16 protein-coding genes are annotated in these 16,359 nt (G+C 70.8%); 13 read left to right on the forward strand and 3 right to left on the reverse strand.

The window, feature by feature from the left end; all coding sequences use genetic code 11:
- The first annotated feature begins 161 nt into the window (after nucleotides 1–161).
- From ABD151_RS13350 to ABD151_RS13360, 3 genes are read left to right on the forward strand one after another with little or no spacing between them, the layout of a single operon-like run.
- Nucleotides 162–653 (forward strand): flavodoxin family protein, encoded by a 492-nt coding sequence (locus ABD151_RS13350; protein ID WP_343995144.1) that lies wholly within the window; start codon nucleotides 162–164, stop codon nucleotides 651–653.
- Between the two features lie 60 nt (nucleotides 654–713).
- Nucleotides 714–1,487: a septum formation family protein gene (locus ABD151_RS13355; RefSeq protein WP_343995146.1), complete on the forward strand. Its 774-nt coding sequence runs from the start codon at nucleotides 714–716 to the stop codon at nucleotides 1,485–1,487.
- Between the two features lie 8 nt (nucleotides 1,488–1,495).
- The gene (locus ABD151_RS13360) at nucleotides 1,496–2,335 is read left to right on the forward strand and encodes a septum formation family protein (RefSeq protein ID WP_343995148.1); all 840 of its coding nucleotides are present in this window, start codon (nucleotides 1,496–1,498) and stop codon (nucleotides 2,333–2,335) included.
- 53 nt (nucleotides 2,336–2,388) lie between these two features.
- On the opposite strand, the gene ABD151_RS13365 is transcribed toward ABD151_RS13360, so the two are convergent.
- The 3 genes from ABD151_RS13365 to ABD151_RS13375 form a co-directional block, all read right to left on the reverse strand.
- Nucleotides 2,389–3,717, reverse strand: a complete 1,329-nt coding sequence (locus ABD151_RS13365; RefSeq protein WP_343995150.1) for an HNH endonuclease signature motif containing protein — start codon at nucleotides 3,715–3,717, stop codon at nucleotides 2,389–2,391.
- Between the two features lie 304 nt (nucleotides 3,718–4,021).
- Nucleotides 4,022–5,056, reverse strand: coding sequence for a glycerophosphodiester phosphodiesterase family protein (locus ABD151_RS13370; protein ID WP_343995152.1), 1,035 nt, complete (start codon nucleotides 5,054–5,056; stop codon nucleotides 4,022–4,024).
- 92 nt (nucleotides 5,057–5,148) lie between these two features.
- Complete coding sequence (locus tag ABD151_RS13375; protein ID WP_343995154.1) at nucleotides 5,149–5,880, reverse strand: MerR family transcriptional regulator; 732 nt, start codon at nucleotides 5,878–5,880, stop codon at nucleotides 5,149–5,151.
- A 138-nt stretch (nucleotides 5,881–6,018) separates the two neighbouring features.
- On the opposite strand from ABD151_RS13375, the gene ABD151_RS13380 reads away from it, so the two are divergent.
- The 10 genes from ABD151_RS13380 to ABD151_RS13425 all read left to right on the forward strand — a co-directional run bounded on the left by ABD151_RS13380 (nucleotide 6,019) and on the right by ABD151_RS13425 (nucleotide 16,358).
- Nucleotides 6,019–6,918: an MlaE family ABC transporter permease gene (locus tag ABD151_RS13380; protein ID WP_343995156.1), complete on the forward strand. Its 900-nt coding sequence runs from the start codon at nucleotides 6,019–6,021 to the stop codon at nucleotides 6,916–6,918.
- A complete protein-coding gene (locus ABD151_RS13385; RefSeq protein ID WP_343995158.1) occupies nucleotides 6,915–7,730 on the forward strand; it encodes an ABC transporter permease in 816 nt (271 codons plus the stop codon). Before ABD151_RS13380 ends, ABD151_RS13385 begins: the two co-directional genes overlap by 4 nt.
- A complete protein-coding gene (locus tag ABD151_RS13390) occupies nucleotides 7,727–8,770 on the forward strand; it encodes an MCE family protein (RefSeq protein WP_343995160.1) in 1,044 nt (347 codons plus the stop codon). The genes ABD151_RS13385 and ABD151_RS13390 overlap by 4 nt, the downstream gene beginning before the upstream one ends.
- Nucleotides 8,767–9,789 carry an MCE family protein gene (locus ABD151_RS13395; protein ID WP_343995162.1) on the forward strand — a complete coding sequence of 341 codons (1,023 nt, stop codon included), beginning with the start codon at nucleotides 8,767–8,769 and terminating at the stop codon, nucleotides 9,787–9,789. Before ABD151_RS13390 ends, ABD151_RS13395 begins: the two co-directional genes overlap by 4 nt.
- Nucleotides 9,789–10,757 (forward strand): MCE family protein, encoded by a 969-nt coding sequence (locus ABD151_RS13400; RefSeq protein WP_343995164.1) that lies wholly within the window; start codon nucleotides 9,789–9,791, stop codon nucleotides 10,755–10,757. The genes ABD151_RS13395 and ABD151_RS13400 overlap by 1 nt, the downstream gene beginning before the upstream one ends.
- On the forward strand, nucleotides 10,754–11,845 hold the full coding sequence (locus ABD151_RS13405; protein ID WP_343995166.1) for an MCE family protein: 1,092 nt from the start codon (nucleotides 10,754–10,756) through the stop codon (nucleotides 11,843–11,845). The genes ABD151_RS13400 and ABD151_RS13405 overlap by 4 nt, the downstream gene beginning before the upstream one ends.
- Nucleotides 11,842–12,858 carry an MCE family protein gene (locus tag ABD151_RS13410; protein WP_343995168.1) on the forward strand — a complete coding sequence of 339 codons (1,017 nt, stop codon included), beginning with the start codon at nucleotides 11,842–11,844 and terminating at the stop codon, nucleotides 12,856–12,858. The genes ABD151_RS13405 and ABD151_RS13410 overlap by 4 nt, the downstream gene beginning before the upstream one ends.
- Entirely contained in the window at nucleotides 12,855–13,946 is a 1,092-nt protein-coding gene (locus tag ABD151_RS13415) for an MlaD family protein (RefSeq protein WP_343995170.1), read from the forward strand. Before ABD151_RS13410 ends, ABD151_RS13415 begins: the two co-directional genes overlap by 4 nt.
- A 72-nt stretch (nucleotides 13,947–14,018) precedes the next feature.
- Nucleotides 14,019–15,170 (forward strand): acyl-CoA dehydrogenase family protein, encoded by a 1,152-nt coding sequence (locus ABD151_RS13420; RefSeq protein WP_343995172.1) that lies wholly within the window; start codon nucleotides 14,019–14,021, stop codon nucleotides 15,168–15,170.
- Between the two features lie 9 nt (nucleotides 15,171–15,179).
- A complete protein-coding gene (locus tag ABD151_RS13425) occupies nucleotides 15,180–16,358 on the forward strand; it encodes an acyl-CoA dehydrogenase family protein (RefSeq protein ID WP_343995174.1) in 1,179 nt (392 codons plus the stop codon).
- The last annotated feature ends 1 nt before the right edge of the window (nucleotide 16,359 follow it).

Consider the following 16,359-nt stretch of genomic DNA (forward strand, 5'->3'; position numbering starts at 1 on the left):
AGATGGGTTCGGCGCCGGTCGCGCACAAGAACTCCGCAGCAAGGGGGTCCGGCAGATTCAGACCTTGCTGCGGCAGCGAAGGAGGAGCACGTTGATCATGACGACGACCACTCTAGCCGACGCCGCTTGGTCGTGGTAGCCGGGGGATGCAGGATGGACACATGCCTCGGCTCCTCGTCGTCCACCACTCCCCCACCCGTTCCCTGCAACGGCTGACCGAGGCGGTGCTGGCGGGTGCCGGGACCGAGGAGATCGACGACGTCGAGGTGACCGTGCGCGCCGCGCTGGAGGCCGGCGCCGACGACGTGCTCGCCGCCGACGGCATCCTGCTCGGCACGTCGGCCAACTTCGGCTACATGAGCGGGGCCCTCAAGCACTTCTTCGACAGCTCCTTCCTGGCGATCGGCGGCTCGCTCTCCGACGACGGGTCCGGCGCTCCGGCCACAGGTGGCAAGAAGCCGTTCGGACTGTGGGTGCACGGACGCTACGACACCACCGGCGCCGTCCGCTCGGTGCTGGCGATCACCGGGGCCCTGCCGTGGCGCCAGGCGGCACCGGTGCTCGAGGTGATGGGCGACGTCTCCGCCGACGACGTCGAGGCCGCCGTCGAGCTGGGCGCCACTCTCGCTGCGCTGCTCAGTGCCGCCGGTTAGGATTCCGGGCGACCGATCGTGGCTGAGGAGGACAGTGTGAGCAGGCGCCTACGTGGGATCGTGGCGACCCTCGCTCTGCTGCTCGTGGTCGCGGCGTGTGGTGGCACCGACGGCGACACCGACCCGGACCAGGTGGACGCTGTGGAGCCGCCGAAGGCCGGGGCCTGCCGGGTGCTGGAGCCGGACGACATCAGCAAGCCGGACAACGCCACCCGCACCGTCGCGTGCACCAAGCCGCACAACGCCGAGACCTTCGCGGTCGGGCCGTTGCCCGACGAGTTCGAGGACGCCGACTACGAGGACCCGGCCCTGGGCAAGTTCGCCTACACCACGTGCTCGGCGAAGTACCGCGAGTTCCTCGGCGCGGACGACTCGCTGGTGATGCGCACGGTGCTGAGCTGGGCGTGGTTCCGGCCGAGCGAGAAGGCCTGGAAGAAGGGTGCGCGCTGGTACCGCTGTGACGTGATCGGCGGCGGTGACCAGTCCAAGGAGTACGTGGACCTGCCGGACACCGCACGCGGGCTGATGCTGGGGCGTCCGGACGACAAGTGGATGGTCTGCGCCGACGGCGCGAGCGTCGCGGGCTCGGTCAAGATCCCCTGCTCGCAGCCGCACACCTGGCGCGCGGTGACCACGATCAAGGTCGGCGACGACGACGCGCCCTACCCGGGCGATCGCCTGGTGGAGGTGCAGTCGCGCGACTTCTGCTCCAAGTCGGTGGTGGCCTGGCTGAACTATCCGCCGGACTACCAGTTCGGCTACACCTGGTTCCACGAGGCCGAATGGGAGGCCGGGAACCGCCGGTCGGTCTGCTGGGCCAAGACCACGAAGTGAGCTTCACGATGCGCCGACTGCTGACCGCTCTGCTGGCCCTGGTTCTGGTGGGCCTGCTGGCCCTGGCGGGCTGCAGCGGCGGGTCGGACGACGACAACGCGGAGACCCCGACCCCCTCGGCGACCGCCTCACGTACCCCGGTCGCGCCGCCGGAGCCGCCCGCCGAGGGTGCCTGCTACCGGTTGAGCTGGGCGGAGATCATGGAGCCGACGACGACGGCGGAGCCTGTCTCCTGCAAGAAGCCGCACACGGCGCGGACGGTCGCGGTCGGCGAGCTCGACACCGTGGTCGACGGGCATCTGCTGGCGATCGACTCCGATCATGTGCGCAAGCAGCCGCCTGCCCGCTGCGCGAGGGCGGTGGACGCCTACCTCGGCGGCTCGGTGGAGCAGCGACGACTGAGCATGATCACCTCGGCCTGGTTCGCCCCCACAGTGGAGGCCTCGGACGCCGGCGAGCAGTGGTACCGCTGCGACGTCGTCGCGATCGCGGCTCCCGAACGACTGGCGGAGCTGCCGTCCTCGCTCAAGGGCGTGCTGGACTCCGAGGCCGGACGCACCCGGTTCGGGATGTGCGGCACCGCGCAGCCCGGCACCCCGGACTTCGAGCGCGTGCAGTGCGCATCGCGGCACAGCTGGCAGGCGACCGGCACTGTCGAGGTGAAGGGCGCCAAGGGCGACAAGTGGCCCGGGAAGGCCGCCGCCGAGCGCGCCGGCGCCGAACGCTGCAAGGAGCTCGCCCGACGCGGCGCGAGCGATGCGCTCAACTACAAGTGGGGCTACGAGTGGCCCACTGCCGAGCAGTGGAAGGCCGGACGCCGCTACGGCATCTGCTGGGCACCTGCCTGAGCGCGCGCCGATGCCTCCGGTGACCGGGTGGCCGACGGAGGGGGCGCTGTCGTTCAGTCGAGTTGGATGGTGCCGAGTGGGGTGACCAGCCAGGTGTGGCCGTGCTTGTTCGTCCAGGTGTAGGTGCCGTCTCGGTTGCGGACGTAGCGCCAGCCGGCGAAGGTTTTCGCCAAGTGGTGGCGTCTGCACAACGGTGCCAGGTTCTCGGGGTTCGTCTGACCCGGTGGGCCGGTCTCTTGGTACGGGTCAATGTGGTCGAGGTCCGCGTCGGCTGAGGAACGGGTGCAGTGCGGGAAGACGCAGTGCGGGTCTCGCAGCCTGACCTGCTCGGCCATCCAGGCGGGCGGGTCGTGCCGGTCGACCGCGCCGGTGCGGTTGAGGTCGATGACCGGGGTGATGCTGGCGATGGAGCCGTGGCGTTGGAGCCAGTCGGTGAGTTGCTCGATGAGGATCGGGCCGAGGCGGTCGGTGTCGGCAAGCGTCAGGTCGTCGGTCGAGAAGAGGTCGGCCAGCGTGGTGTGCACGAACACGCGCACCCCGCGCCCAGTGCGGCCTCGCGGCGTGGGCTGGTCGGCGGCCTCGTAGTCCAGCGTCCCCTGCGCCTCCGCAATGCTGCCGAGGGCCTTGGCCTTGCGCTGGCCCAGCGTGTCGGTGTCACCGGCCCGCTTCAACCTCTCGGCTTCGTCGCAGACGAGGTCGTGGAACCGGGCGAGATCGAGCGAGTCGCCGATTACGTCGAGCGTGGAGGTGCCGGACGCGGCGCCGTCAGGCCCGTAGTGGTGGTTCAGGCTGACGTCCCAGTCGGCCTTGGTGAGTGGGCCGTTCTTGTCGCGGATCAGCTCCGGGTGGAACTTCGCCACCGCCATCGCCAACACCCGCTCGATGGTCGACCAGCCGTACCGCTCGCCGTCCGCGAGGGTCTGGTCGAACCAGGCAGCGGCTTCCCGGGAGAGCTTGCGCGTCAGCTCCGCCACGCGCCGGGCTTTCCAACCTGGCACCTCCAGCAACTCAACCTGCGCCCACAACAGCGGGAGCCGGTGGTGCAGGTCCAACGCATCGGCCAGCAGCGACAACGCCGCGTACCGCGAGACCCCCGAGGCGGCCGCGAACTCCTCCGCAGCGAACGCCGCCACCGCCGGCGTCCCCTCACCCCCGAGGAAGTCGTCCAGATCCAAGGACGCGAACGCGGCGTCGTCACACCAGGAAGCCGACGACCCGCCGTCTACCACCGGGTTCACCACGCACCACTGATGCGCCAACCGCAACTGCCGCCGCACACCCTTCAACACCCGGACCCGGTCCTCCGAGATCACCGCAAGCAAGCACCCCGCGTCGAGGTCCATGACCTCATACGGAGTGTGCGCGGCATCGATCTCGATCATGCGAACAGTCCATCAGGACCCTCCGACACTTCACTTTCGGCGGTCTCGGTCAAGATCCGTCGTGCCCCCGCGCGCTCGCGCCCGAGCCCAGACCTCCCGCATGTCCGGCAGCGGATCGGCACGTGGGGGCGGAAACAGTTCGCCGAACTCCAGCACCGCAGCCAGACTCTCGGGGACTGGCCGCGCTCCGGACTCGCTGCCTGCGCCCCGCAACACGGCGCAGCGGTCCTCCGGTCCGAGAGGCTCAGCTTCCATGCCAGCGATCGTAGGAGACCTCCCGCATGTCCGGCGACGGATCGCTCCCCTACGCCTGCACCGGACGCTCGGCCTCGGCGGGGTCGAGGGGGCGACCGCCGGCCAGGAGCACCGGCTTGGGGTGATCGACGATCAGGCCGTCCACGCCTGCTGCGAGGAAGGCGTCGGCATATCCGGCCAGATCGCCGTACAGGCCTGGCTGGCGCCACCGGGGTGGCAGGAAGCGGTTCTCGCGGCGCAGGGTCCATACGTGCACGGTGAGCCAGCTGCGGTGCGCGTCGGCCACCAGCGACGTCGCCGTGCCGTCGTCGTCGAGCACCAGCTCACGGTGCACGCCGATCCCGTCGGCGTACTCGTCGATCCGCGCCAACCCGTCCGGCGACGCGAGGTCGAGGAAGGTGGTCGACTCCCCCGCGACGAGCAGGTCGTACGGCGCGCCCTCGGGGGTCAGCAGCTGGGTGATCGCGACCCGGCTGCGCTCGGCGATCCGCCGCAGCACCGTCGTCTCGAAGCCCATCACGGTGACCCGGGAGCGCGGGTGGTCCAGGCCGTGACGCCCGAGCGTCTCCAGCAACGGGGAGACCAGGTCCAGGCCCCGCTTCGCGAAGTAGGTGGGGTGCTTCAGCTCGAGCATCACGCCCACCGAGCGCCCCGACCGGGCCGACTCCGCCGCCACCAGGGCCAGGACGTCGTCCAGGCTGGCCAGCCCGAGCAGGCCGTCGTGACCCGCGCTGCGGCGACGCAGCCTCGGGAAGCGCTCCCGTGCGCGCAGGGTGCCCAGCTCGGCGAGCGTGAAGTCGTCCACGAACCAGCCGCGCTGCCACTCGCCGTCGAGCCGGCGCACCTTCCAGCGCCGCGCGAACTCGGGCCGCCGGGCGACGTCGGTGGTCGCCGACAGCTCGACGTCGTGCCGCGCGACCAGCACGCCGTCACGGGTGCAGACCAGGTCGAGCTCGATGTCGTCGACGCCCATCCGGATCGCCGCCCGATAGGCCTCGAGGGTGTGCTCCGGGAAGAGTCCGCAGGCACCGCGATGCGCGACGACGGCGGGAGTGACGACCAGACTGGAGATCGTGGGGCTCACGCCACCATCGGACCAGCGCCTCGTGACGGCGAGGCGTCGCGCACGTGAACCGCACGCGGCGCCCGCGCGGCGGTTGCGAGCGGTTGCCGGCCTCAGCCGGCGGGCCGGTTCAGCGACTTGGCGATGAACTCGTTGGCCGAGCGCTGGAAGTGGGTGACCACGGCCTCGATGGTGAGCTGGCGCAGGCGCTTGACCGTGCGCTCGAACTCCAGCGCCTCCTCGGAGGTGTGCGGCGCGCTGCGGAACGGCGCGACCACCTGCTGGCGCATGATCGTGGTGAGCTCCTCGACCAGCGAGTCCATGTGGCGCGCGATCGCCTGCCCGGCGGCCCCCATGCTCTCGGTCGGGATGTCGAGCTCGATCAGGTCCAGGCTGACCCGCAGCGCAGGCTTGGGCTCGAACTTCTTCCCCACCCGGCTGATCGCCCCGAGCGTGACCAGCAGGTCGAGGTCGGCAGCGGTCAGCTTGCGCCCGGCCTGCTCCTCCAGGTCGGCGCGACTGAGCAGCTCGGTGGGCGCCGGGCTCCACGGGATCAGCATCGAGCGGCGCAGCACCAGCTCCTCGACCGTGGCCTCCGGGTCGATGGAGGTCATGTAGCCCTCGATCGCCTGCAGGGTGAAGCCGTGCTCCTGCAACGCGCGCACCATCTCCAGCCGCGCCCGGTGCACGTCGCCGTAGTAGGCGATCCGCCCGCGCCGCTCGGGCGTCGGAAGCAGGCCCAATGTGGCGTAGTAGCGCACCGTGCGAACGGTCATCCCCACGGTCGCGGCCAACTCGTCGATGGTGAGCAGGTCACCGCTCTCCGTCTCCACCTGCGTGCTCATGACTGTCACAGTAATGCTGTCTCAGCGTGCTGGCAAAGCCTATTTCCACCGGGTTTCGGCAATTGCTTGACGGCGCCCCGACAGCATGTGACCCTCATCTCTGTCACAGTAACGCTGTCACGATCACCAGGGGGTGGGATGACGACGGCACCCCTCCCCACGCCGGACGCCGACGGGTCCCCGCGGCCCGGCGCCCACCTCGGCGACTCGCTCACCGAGTCGTTCCGTGACGGTCTGCGCAGCGGCATCCGCGCCAACCTGCGCACCTGGCGCCCGCTGGAGGAGCTGCTCGCCATGCTCCGCCTGGGCGAGCAGATGATCACCGCCCTGGTGCGCAGCATCCTCGGCCGGCGCTTCCCGTTCGAGGAGTTCCTGCTGCAGACCTGGTTCACCATCCGGGTCTGCTCACTGCCGGCACTGGCCGTCTCGATGCCCTTCGGGGTGATCCTCGCCCTGCAGGTCGGCGTGCTCGCCCAGGAGGTGGGTGCGGTCTCCTTCACCGGCGCCGGCAACACCCTGGCCGTGGTCCGCCAGGCCTCGCCGATGATCACCGCACTGATGCTGGCCGGCGTGGCCGGCTCCGCGATCTGCGCCGACCTCGGCGCCCGCAAGATCCGTGACGAGCTGGACGCCCTCGAGGTGATGGGCATCCCGATCGTGGAGCGCCTGCTGGTCCCCCGGATGCTGGCCACCGTGGTGGTCGCCGTGCTGCTCAACGGCGTGGTCATGTTCTTCACCATCCTGACCACCCTCACCGTGAGCGTGGTGCTCCAGGACCTGCCACCCGGCGCCTACCTGGCCTCGGTCACCACCCTGGCCGGGCTCTCCGACCTCTGGCTCTCCCTGGTCAAGGCGGCGATCTTCGCGGTGATGTGCACGGTGATCGCCGCGCACAAGGGGCTGCGGGTCAGCGCCGGGCCGACCGGCGTCGGCGATGCGGTGACCAGCGCCGTGGTCATCAACTTCATCGCGCTCTTCGCCGCGAACTTCGCGATCTCCCAGATCCACAGCACCCTGGCAGGAGGGCCCCTCGGATGAGCGCCGCCGACGTGGTCACCACCCCCATCGTCCGCCTCGGCGAGATGATGGCGCTCGCCTTCCACGCCTTGCGTGGCATCCCGCTCGCGCTGCGTCGCTACCGCGGCGAGATCGGCCGGGTGCTGGCCGAGGTCACCCTCGGCTCCGGCGTCTTCGTGGTCGGCGGCGGCGTGGTCGGCGTGGTGCTGCTGCTCTCCACCCTGACCGGCACCGAGGTGGGCCTGGAGGGCTACAACGGCCTCGACGTGATCGGCCTGGCACCGCTGACCGGCTTCATCTCCGGCTACGCCAACACCCGCGAGCTCGCCCCGATCGTCGCCTCGCTCGGCTTCGCCGCCCGGATCGGGTGCGGGTTCACCTCGCGGATCGGCGCGATGAAGATCAACGAGGAGGTCGACGCGCTGGAGTCGATGGCGATCCGGCCGATCCCCTACCTGGTCAGCACCCGGATCATCGCCTCCCTGGTGGTGATGGTGCCGCTCTTCCTGATCGGCCTGGTCGGCACCTATGTGGCCACCGACTTCATGGTCACCACCTTCTTCGGCCAGTCCGCGGGCACCTACGACCACTACTTCAGCACCTTCGTGGCACCCGTCGACGTGCTCTACGCCGGCATCAAGGTGATCGTGCTGACCCTGATCATCACCCTGATCCACTGCTATTACGGGATGACCGCCAGCGGTGGCCCCGAGGGCGTGGGCCGCTCGACGGGTCTGGCGATCCGCACCAGCATCGTCGCGCTCACCGTCTTCGACATCCTGCTCACGCTGGCCCTCTGGGGCCCCGATCAGCAGGTCCAGATCTCCGGATGAGGACGTTCATCACCGGCCTCGGCCAGCGCACCCGGATGCTGCTGGTCGGTCTGACGACCCTCGCTCTGGTCGGCGGGGTCACGGCCTGGCTCGCGGGCTCCTACCTGGGCCTGATCACCAACGACCTCAAGGTCACCGCCGCCCTGCCCACCAGCGGGGACTCGCTCGGGGTGAGCTCCGACGTCAAGTACCGCGGCCTCCGGGTGGGCCGGGTGCTGAGCGTCGCCCCCGGCACCCGGCCCAGCGCGGAGATCGTGCTGATGTCCGAGTACGCCGAGGCGATCCCCAGCGACGTCGTCGCCCGAGTCCTGCCCGGCACCCTGTTCGGCAACGAGTACGTCGACCTGGTCCGCCCGGCCGAGGCATCGGCCGCAGCCGGCTCGCTCGACGCCGGCAGCACCATCCCCGCCGACACCTCGCGAGCCACCCTGCGCCTGATGGACACCTTCACCGCCGCCCAGCGGCTGCTGGTCGCCATCGACCCGGCCGATCTCGACGCCGCCCTCTCCCAGCTCGCGGCCTCCCTCGACGGGCGCGGCGACGACCTCGGCGCGTTCATCCGCGACGCCGACGCGCTGGTCGACTCGTGGCGGGGCGTCGCGCCCACCTTCCACCGCGACGTCGCCCTGCTGGCCGAGGCCAGCGAGCTCGGCGCCGAGGTGGAGCCGCTGCTGGTCCAGGTGCTGCGCGACTCGCTCCCCCTGGCCCGCACCTACGCCGAGCAGCACCGCCAGGTGCTGGCCGCGCTGCGCGACCTGAGCGGGCTGGCCGGCACCGTCGACACGTTCCTACGGGCCCAGGGCACCCCGATCGCCGGCGTGCTGGCCGACTTCGCCGGAGTGCTGGAGGTGATGGCGTCGCGCAGCGCCACGTTCAGCCGCGCGCTGGCCGAGTTCACCGGCGTCGTCGAGAACGGCGCCGCCGCGATCAAGGGCGGCAGCATCCAGATGGAGGGTGTGATCGGCGGTCAGCTGCCCGATCCCTACGGCCCAGCCGACTGCCCGCGCTACGGCTCGATGGCCGGGAGGAACTGCCGATGAGGGTCCTACGCGCCCATCGCGGAGCCGTGCTCGGCGTCGCCGCCTTCACCGTGCTCTCGCTGCTGCTGACCGCGCTGATCGCCGGCACCCTGGCCGGGGAGCGTGGCGAGGACCCGGTACGGCTGCGCGCGGAGTTCCGCGACGCCACCGGCCTGAGCGTGGGCGACGACGTCCGGATGGCCGGCGTCCGGGTCGGGCGCGTGGTCGACACCCGCCTCGACGGCAACCTCGCCCTGGTCACCTTCGAGGTGGACGGCGCGCAACAGGTCACCGAGTCGACCATCGCCTCGATCGCCTATCTGAACCTGATGGGCCAGCGCTACGTCGCCTTGGAGCCGGGCGCCCGACCGGACGCGAAGCGGTTGCCGGAGGACGCCACCATCCCGGTCGGGCGGACCAGGCCCGCACTCGACCTGACCGCGATGTTCAACGCCTTCCGCCCCCTCTTCGACGCACTCCAGCCCGGCGATCTCAACCAGCTGGCCGAGAACATCGTCGCCGTGCTCCAGGGCCAGGGCGGCACCATCGAGCACCTCACCCAGCAGGTCGGCCGGCTGACCACCCACCTCGTCGACCGCGACGCCCTGATCGGCACCGTGCTGGACAACCTGACCACGGTGCTCGTGGCCGCCGACACGCACCGCGCCGAGATCACCGGGATGATCGACGACCTCGGCTCGCTCACCCACGGGCTGGCCCGCGACCGGAACCGGATCGGCGGCGCACTCGACGACGTCTCGGCGCTGACGGTCGAGGTCGAGGACCTCCTCGATGCGACCGACGACGCGCTGGTCTACGACCTGGCCGGGCTGCGCGACGTCGGCGACCACCTCGCCGAGAACGCCGAGCTCCTCGGCGACACCGTCCAGGCTGCACCCCTCCAGTTCGGCGTCTACCTGCGCACCCTCGGCTACGGCAGTCACCTCAACGTCTACGTCTGCAAGCTGCTCGGCGAGCTGCCCGGCCTTCCCGGCGTCGACATCGTGCCGAGCAGCCAACACTCCGCGAGGTGCCGCTGATGACGCTGCTCTCCCCCCGCCTGCTGCGACTGCTGCTGATCGGCGCGCTGCTGGCGGCCCTGGTCGCCGTGGTGATCGCGCTGCTCCCGGACGGGGAGCGCTACCAGGCACGCCTCGCGCACGCCGGCGGGCTGCGGGCCGGCGACGCCGTGCGGATCGCCGGCCTCGACGTCGGCTCGGTCACCTCGGTACGCGCGGAGCGGGACCAGGTCGCGGTCGAGTTCCGCCTCGACGCGGACGCCCGGCTGACCCGCGACACCAAGGTCGAGGTGAAGCTGGAGTCCCTGCTCGGCAAGCGCTTCCTCGCCCTCACCCCGGGCACCGGGGCCACCCTGGACGCCGGCGGCACGCTGCCGGTGACGAACGCCAGCGATCCGTGGACGATCGAGGAGTTCTGGCTGGAGTCCGCCCCCAAGCTCGAGGAGCTCGACCTCGACTCGCTGGAGCGCTCGATCGACGTGCTGTCCAGCGAGCTGGACACCGCTCCGCGCGACGTGCGCACCGCCCTCGACGGCCTCACCGGCCTCTCCGGAATGGTGAACCGCCGCGACGCCCAGCTGCAGCAGCTGCTTGCCACCACGCGCTCGGTGACCACCACCGTCACCGACCAGACCGACGAGCTGGAAGCCCTGATGAGCGACGCCGACAAGGTGCTGACCATGGTCTACGAGCGGCGCGAGGCGCTGCGGGTACTGCTGCGCGACAGCCGTCGCCTGGCCGGACGACTCACCGCCCTGGCCCGGACCACGCAGCCCGACCTGGAGCCAGCACTGCGCCGGATCCGCACGGTCCTCGGCGTCCTGAACACCCAGCGCAAGGAGCTCGACACGGTGCTCGAGATGGCCGGCCCGACCATGCGGCTGTACACGAACGCGGCCGGCGACGGCCCGTGGCTCGGCGTCAACGCGCCGTGGTTCGTGCTGCCCGACGACCTGTGGTGCGTGGCCACCCCGGGAGCCTGCTCATGAGCGCCTCCCGCAGCCGGATCGCGCTGGCGGCCCTCGTCGTGGCGCTGGTCGCCGGCGGCCTGCTGTGGTGGCGCTCGGGTGGCGAGGAGCCGATCGTGGTCACCGCCGACTTCGAGGACACCACCGGGCTCTACGTCGGCAACGACGTGCAGTACCTCGGCGTCCCGGTCGGCACGGTCACCGCGATCGAGCCCAAGGGCCGCTGGATGCAGGTGCGCATCGAGCTCGACGCCGGCACCCGCCTGCCCCAGGAGGCCGGCGCCAACATCATGCAGTCCAGCCTGGTCACCGACCGCTACGTGGAGATGGGCCCGGCCTATCAGGGCGGACCGGCGCTCGCCGACGGCGCCCACCTCGGCACCGACCGCACCCGCAGCCCGGCCGGGGTGGACCAGATCGCCTCCTCGATCGACGACCTGGTGCTGGCCTTGGACAACACCACCCCCGGCGGCCGCGACGTCGGCGACCTGCTGGAGGTGACGGCGCGCAGCTTCGAAGGCAACGGTCCTCGGGTGCGCAAGGCACTGGTGGCCGGGGAGCGAGCGCTGCGCACGATCAACGCCTCCGGCGGCGACCTCTCCACGGTCACCGCGAACCTGGCCGACCTGCTCTCCTCGGTCGCTGCCCGCGACGCGGTGATCCGGCGCTTCTCGGCCAGCCTCGACGCCACCACCGCGGTCCTCGCCGAGCAACGCCACGGCGTCTCCGGCACGCTCAGGTCGCTGGACGAGCTGACCGGGGTGGTCAGTGGCTTCGTGGCCCGCAACCGGAAGGTGATCGGCACCGACCTGAACGAGGCCCTCCGCCTGACCCGTCAGGTCTCCCGCCACCGCGACTCGCTCGCCGAGGCCTTCGACACCATGCCCACCCTCGCCGAGAATCTGGCCCGTGCCTACGACTGGCGCACCGGCCGGCTCCGGGTGCAGTTCTCCACCGACACCGGCCCGTTCTCCGCCGACTTCCGCGCCACCATGTGCCAGGCCCTGGCCGGGCGGTGGTGCGACCTGCTCTTCACCTCCGAGAGCACCGGGGCACTGGACTGGCTGCTGGACGGCCTCGGCGAGGCGATCCCGGGGAACCTGCCATGAGCCGCCGTCTGCTCGCCGCTCCCCTGCTCTGCCTGGGCCTGCTCTTCGGCGGCTGCGGGCTCTCCCTGGACGACGTCCCGATGCCGTCGCTGATCGAGGGCCCGACCTACGAGCTCACCGCCGTCTTCGACAGCGCCCTGAACCTGCCGGTGGACTCGCCGGTCAAGTGGGGCGGGCGGACCATCGGCCAGGTGGTCGGGGTCGAGGTGCGTGACTACCGGGCCGTGGTCGCGATGGAGATCACCGACGAGACCCGGATCCGCTCCGGCGGCCGCGCCGAGATCCGGCTCACCTCCCCGATGGGCACCGCCTTCGTGGAGTTGCTCGACGGCCCGCAGGGCAATGCCCCGCTCGAGGCCGGAGCGCGGATCGAGGTGGCCAGCACCACCCGCGCACCCGACGTCGCCGACCTGCTGAGCTCGCTGTCGGTGGTGGTCACCGGCGGCGCCTTCGCCGACATCGGCACCGTGGTCGACGAGCTCAACGTGGCGCTCACCGGCAACGCGCCGGCCGCCCGCGCGCTGCTGCGCGGGCTCGATGACACGGTGAGCGACCTGAACGCGCACACCGCCGACTTCGACCGGGCACTGCGTGGGGTGAACCGGCTGACCCGACGCCTTGCCGACGACGCTCCCTACCTGGTCGAGGCGGTGCGCGACCTGCGCCCGGCGGTGCGGGCGCTCGAGGGCCAGCAGAGCGACCTGCTCCGCCTGCTCGCCAAGGTCCGGCGCCTCGGCGAGAGCACCGAGGCCTTCACCACGGCGGTGCGCGAGGACCTGGTCACCACCCTGGACAGCGCCGGCCCGGTGCTGGACTCGTTGCGCCGGTCGCAGTCCCACCTGGTCCGCGGCATGCGCGGCCTGATCAAGTTCGGCGCGCTCACCGACGACGCGTCGCCGGGCGACTTCTCCAACTTCGACCTGACCCTGCTGCTCGACCCGGACGGCCTCAACCCGACCAGCGGCCAGCCGCAGCAGCCGGACGGCGCCCGCGGACAGGAGGGCGGCCGATGAGCCAGTTCGAGCGCGTCCGCCGCCGGGTGCGGATCGCCCAGATCCTGCTGCTGGCGATCGTGGTGGCCGGCACCGCCTACGTCGGCGACGCAGTGGTCGGCGGCGGCCTGTTCTCCTCCCCGACCACCGTCACCGTCCACCTGCCCGAGGCCGGCGGGCTGCACCCGCGCGCCGCCGTCACCTATCGCGGGCAGAAGGTCGGGGTGGTCACCGGGATCCGGCTCACCGACGACGGCATCGCGGCGACGATCGAGCTGGAGGAGGACGCGCGGATCCCCACCGACAGCACCTTCGAGGTCCGCAACCTCTCCGCGGTCGGTGAGCAGCACCTCTACATCGCCCCCAACACCGACCAGGGTCCGTGGCTCGCCGACGGCAGCGAGGTCAGCGCCGGCTCTGATGCGATCCCGCTGCCGATGCCGCAGGTGCTGGCCGACGTGCAGACCCTGATGAAGCGGATCGACATCGACGACATCACCACCATCTCCACCGAGATCGACGCGGTCTTCGGCGACGGCACCGTCGACCTGCGGGCCACCACGATCGAGCTGGAGCGCGCCTTCGACCTGCTCCAGGCGATGCAGCCCGACCTGCTCCGGCTGACCCGCGCGGCGGAGGTCCCGCTGACGACCATCAGCGACCAGGCGGCGCTGATCCGGCGCACGCTGCGCAACGCCCGCCTGGTCAGCGCGGAGCTTGCCGGCCTCGATCCCACGGTGCGGCGTCTGCTGACCACCGGTCCCGAGGCGGCTGCGGCGGTCGAGGGTCTCTGGCGCGACCTGGAGCCCGAGGTCGTGGAGCTGATCGACGCCAGCACCCCGCTGCTGGCGATGGCCGGGCTGCGCCTGCCCGGGCTGCGGCACTGGCTGGACTGGCTGCCGCAGCAGCTGGCGGCGATGGCCGGCTCCACCCGCGACGGCAGCGGCCGGGTGCTGCTGGTGCCGAAGCTGCTGAAGAACTGCGACTACGGCGTCGACCGGCGCAGCCCGCACGAGACCACCAAGCAGTCGCCGCGACTCGACGCGCGGTGCCACGCGGAGAGTCCGCAGCTCCAGGGACGGGGGTCTCAGAACGTGCCCCGTCCATGACCTGAAAGTTCATTGACAGTAGCACTGTCACTGTTAGAGTTGCGCGACACCACCAGTGAAGGGACTCCTCCGATGAACCAGCCCGCCCGCCCGATCTTCGAAGCCGAGCACGAGGACTTCCGCAAGACCGTCCGGACCTTCTTCGAGCGCGAGGTCGTGCCGTTCCACGACCAGTGGGAGAAGGACGGCATCGTCCCCCGCGACCTGTGGCTCAAGGCCGGCGCAGCCGGCCTCCTCTGCTTCGACGTGGACGAGGCCTTCGGCGGCGCCGGCGTCGACGACTTCCGCTACAACGTGGTGCTCTCCGAGGAGCAGACCCGCGCCGGCACCGCCGGCCCCGGCTTCTCGGTGCACACCGACATCATCGTTCCGTACCTCTCCAGCCTGGCCACCGAGGAGCAGAAGCAGCGCTGGCTGCCCGGTTGCGTGAGCGGCGAGACGATCACCGCGATCGCGATGACCGAGCCCGGCGCCGGCAGCGACCTGCAGGGCATCCGCACCACCGCTATCGACCAGGGCGACCACTACCTGCTCAACGGCTCCAAGACCTTCATCTCCAACGGCATCAACGCCGACCTGGTGATCGTCGTGGCCCGCACCAACCCCGACGCCGGCCACCAGGGCATCAGCCTGCTCGTCGTCGAGCGCGGCATGGAGGGCTTCGAGCGCGGCCGCAACCTGGAGAAGGTCGGCCTGCACGCCCAGGACACCGCGGAGCTCTCCTTCACCGACGTCCGGGTGCCCAAGGAGAACCTGCTCGGCGCCGAGGGCAGCGGCTTCATCTCGCTGATGATGAACCTGCCGCAGGAGCGGCTGATCATCGCCGCCCAGGCAGCCGCCGCCTGCGACCTGATGGTCGAGATCTGCCTCGACTACGCCAAGACCCGCGAGGCGTTCGGCAAGCCGATCGGCAAGTTCCAGAACACCCGGTTCGTGATCGCCGAGATGGCCACCGAGGCCCGGATCACCCGGGTCTTCCTCGACGACTGCATCGCCAAGCACATCAAGGGCGAGCTCGACGCCACCGGCGCCTCGATGGCCAAGTACTGGGCCACCGAGCTGCAGAACAAGCTCGTCAACCAGGCCGTCCAGCTGCACGGCGGCTACGGCTACATGCTCGAGTACCCGGTGGCCAAGGCCTACCTCGACAGCCGGATCTCCACCATCTACGGCGGCACGACCGAGATCCAGAAGGAGATCATCGGTCGCTCGCTCGGCCTGTGAGGACGCCTGATGGACCTCGAGCTTCCCGAATCCGCGCAGATCGTCCGTGACGGCGTCGCCGCCGTCGCCGCGCGCTACGACCACGCCTACTGGACCCGATGCGAGGAGGAGCACCGCTTCCCGCAGGAGGCCTGGGACGACCTCGCAGACGGCGGCTGGTTCGGCCTCAACATCCCCGAGGAGTACGGGGGCGGCGGCCAGGGCCTGCTGGAGCTGACGGTCGCCAACGAGGCGCTGACGGCGTCCGGTGGCGTCGCGGGCACCTTCTTCTACGTGACCACCCCGGGCTTCGGCGCCACCACGATCGTGCGCCACGGCACCGAGGAGCAGAAGCAGGAGGTGCTGCCCGCGCTCGCCGAGGGCAAGGCGCAGTTCTGCCTCGCGCTCACCGAGCCCGACGCCGGCAGCAACACCATCGAGATCACCACCTCGGCGCGCCGTGACGGCGACGACTTCCTGATCAAGGGCCAGAAGGTGTGGATCTCCAACGTGGAGCGCGCCGACTGGATGGTCGCGGTCACCCGCACCATCCCCGCGGCCGAGGCCAAGCCCCGGGTCGCCGGGTTCACGCTCTTCCTGATCGACGTCAAGGAGGCGCTGGCCGCCGGCACCTTGAGCTACACGCCGATCCCGAAGATGGGCAGCAACATCCTGCACTCGAGCCAGGTCTTCTTCGACGACGTCCGGGTGCCCGCGCACCGGGTGATCGGCGAGGTCGACGCCGGCTTCGCGGTGCTGTGGGACGTGCTCAACCCGGAGCGGATCCTGGCCTCGGGCGGCGCGGTGGGCACCGCGCAGGCGGCCCTCGACATCGCCGTCTCCTACGCCAAGGAGCGGGTCGTCTTCGGCAAGCCGATCGGCGCGAACCAGGGCATCCAGTTCCCGCTCGCCCAGATCAAGGCGAAGCTGGAGGCGACCCGGCTGATGGCGTACAAGGCGGCCTGGCTCTACGACCAGGGCAAGCCGTGTGGCGACGAGGCCAACATCGCCAAGCTGCTGGGCGCCCAGGTGGCCTGGGAGGCGGCCGACCAGGCGTTCCAGACGCTCGGCGGCATGGCCTACTCCAAGGAGTATCCGATCGAGCGGATCTTCCGCGACGCCCGGATCGGCAAGAACATCCCCGTCTCGGAACAACTGGTACTGGCACACATCGGAAGTCAGCAACTCGGCCTTCCCAAGAGCTACTGAG

The sequence above is a fragment of the Nocardioides dubius genome (genome assembly GCF_039528155.1).
GTDB lineage: Bacteria > Actinomycetota > Actinomycetes > Propionibacteriales > Nocardioidaceae > Nocardioides > Nocardioides dubius.

Excerpts from the sequence above, each read along its gene's own strand:
- ABD151_RS13350 (WP_343995144.1), top strand. The coding sequence starts at position 162 with ATGCCTCGGCTCCTCGTCGTCCACCACTCCCCCACCCGTTCCCTGCAA.
- ABD151_RS13360 (WP_343995148.1), top strand. The coding sequence starts at position 1,496 with ATGCGCCGACTGCTGACCGCTCTGCTGGCCCTGGTTCTGGTGGGCCTG.
- ABD151_RS13365 (WP_343995150.1), bottom strand. The coding sequence starts at position 3,717 with ATGATCGAGATCGATGCCGCGCACACTCCGTATGAGGTCATGGACCTC.
- ABD151_RS13375 (WP_343995154.1), bottom strand. The coding sequence starts at position 5,880 with ATGAGCACGCAGGTGGAGACGGAGAGCGGTGACCTGCTCACCATCGAC.
- ABD151_RS13380 (WP_343995156.1), top strand. The coding sequence starts at position 6,019 with ATGACGACGGCACCCCTCCCCACGCCGGACGCCGACGGGTCCCCGCGG.
- ABD151_RS13385 (WP_343995158.1), top strand. The coding sequence starts at position 6,915 with ATGAGCGCCGCCGACGTGGTCACCACCCCCATCGTCCGCCTCGGCGAG.
- ABD151_RS13390 (WP_343995160.1), top strand. The coding sequence starts at position 7,727 with ATGAGGACGTTCATCACCGGCCTCGGCCAGCGCACCCGGATGCTGCTG.
- ABD151_RS13395 (WP_343995162.1), top strand. The coding sequence starts at position 8,767 with ATGAGGGTCCTACGCGCCCATCGCGGAGCCGTGCTCGGCGTCGCCGCC.
- ABD151_RS13400 (WP_343995164.1), top strand. The coding sequence starts at position 9,789 with ATGACGCTGCTCTCCCCCCGCCTGCTGCGACTGCTGCTGATCGGCGCG.
- ABD151_RS13405 (WP_343995166.1), top strand. The coding sequence starts at position 10,754 with ATGAGCGCCTCCCGCAGCCGGATCGCGCTGGCGGCCCTCGTCGTGGCG.
- ABD151_RS13410 (WP_343995168.1), top strand. The coding sequence starts at position 11,842 with ATGAGCCGCCGTCTGCTCGCCGCTCCCCTGCTCTGCCTGGGCCTGCTC.
- ABD151_RS13415 (WP_343995170.1), top strand. The coding sequence starts at position 12,855 with ATGAGCCAGTTCGAGCGCGTCCGCCGCCGGGTGCGGATCGCCCAGATC.
- ABD151_RS13420 (WP_343995172.1), top strand. The coding sequence starts at position 14,019 with ATGAACCAGCCCGCCCGCCCGATCTTCGAAGCCGAGCACGAGGACTTC.
- ABD151_RS13425 (WP_343995174.1), top strand. The coding sequence starts at position 15,180 with ATGGACCTCGAGCTTCCCGAATCCGCGCAGATCGTCCGTGACGGCGTC.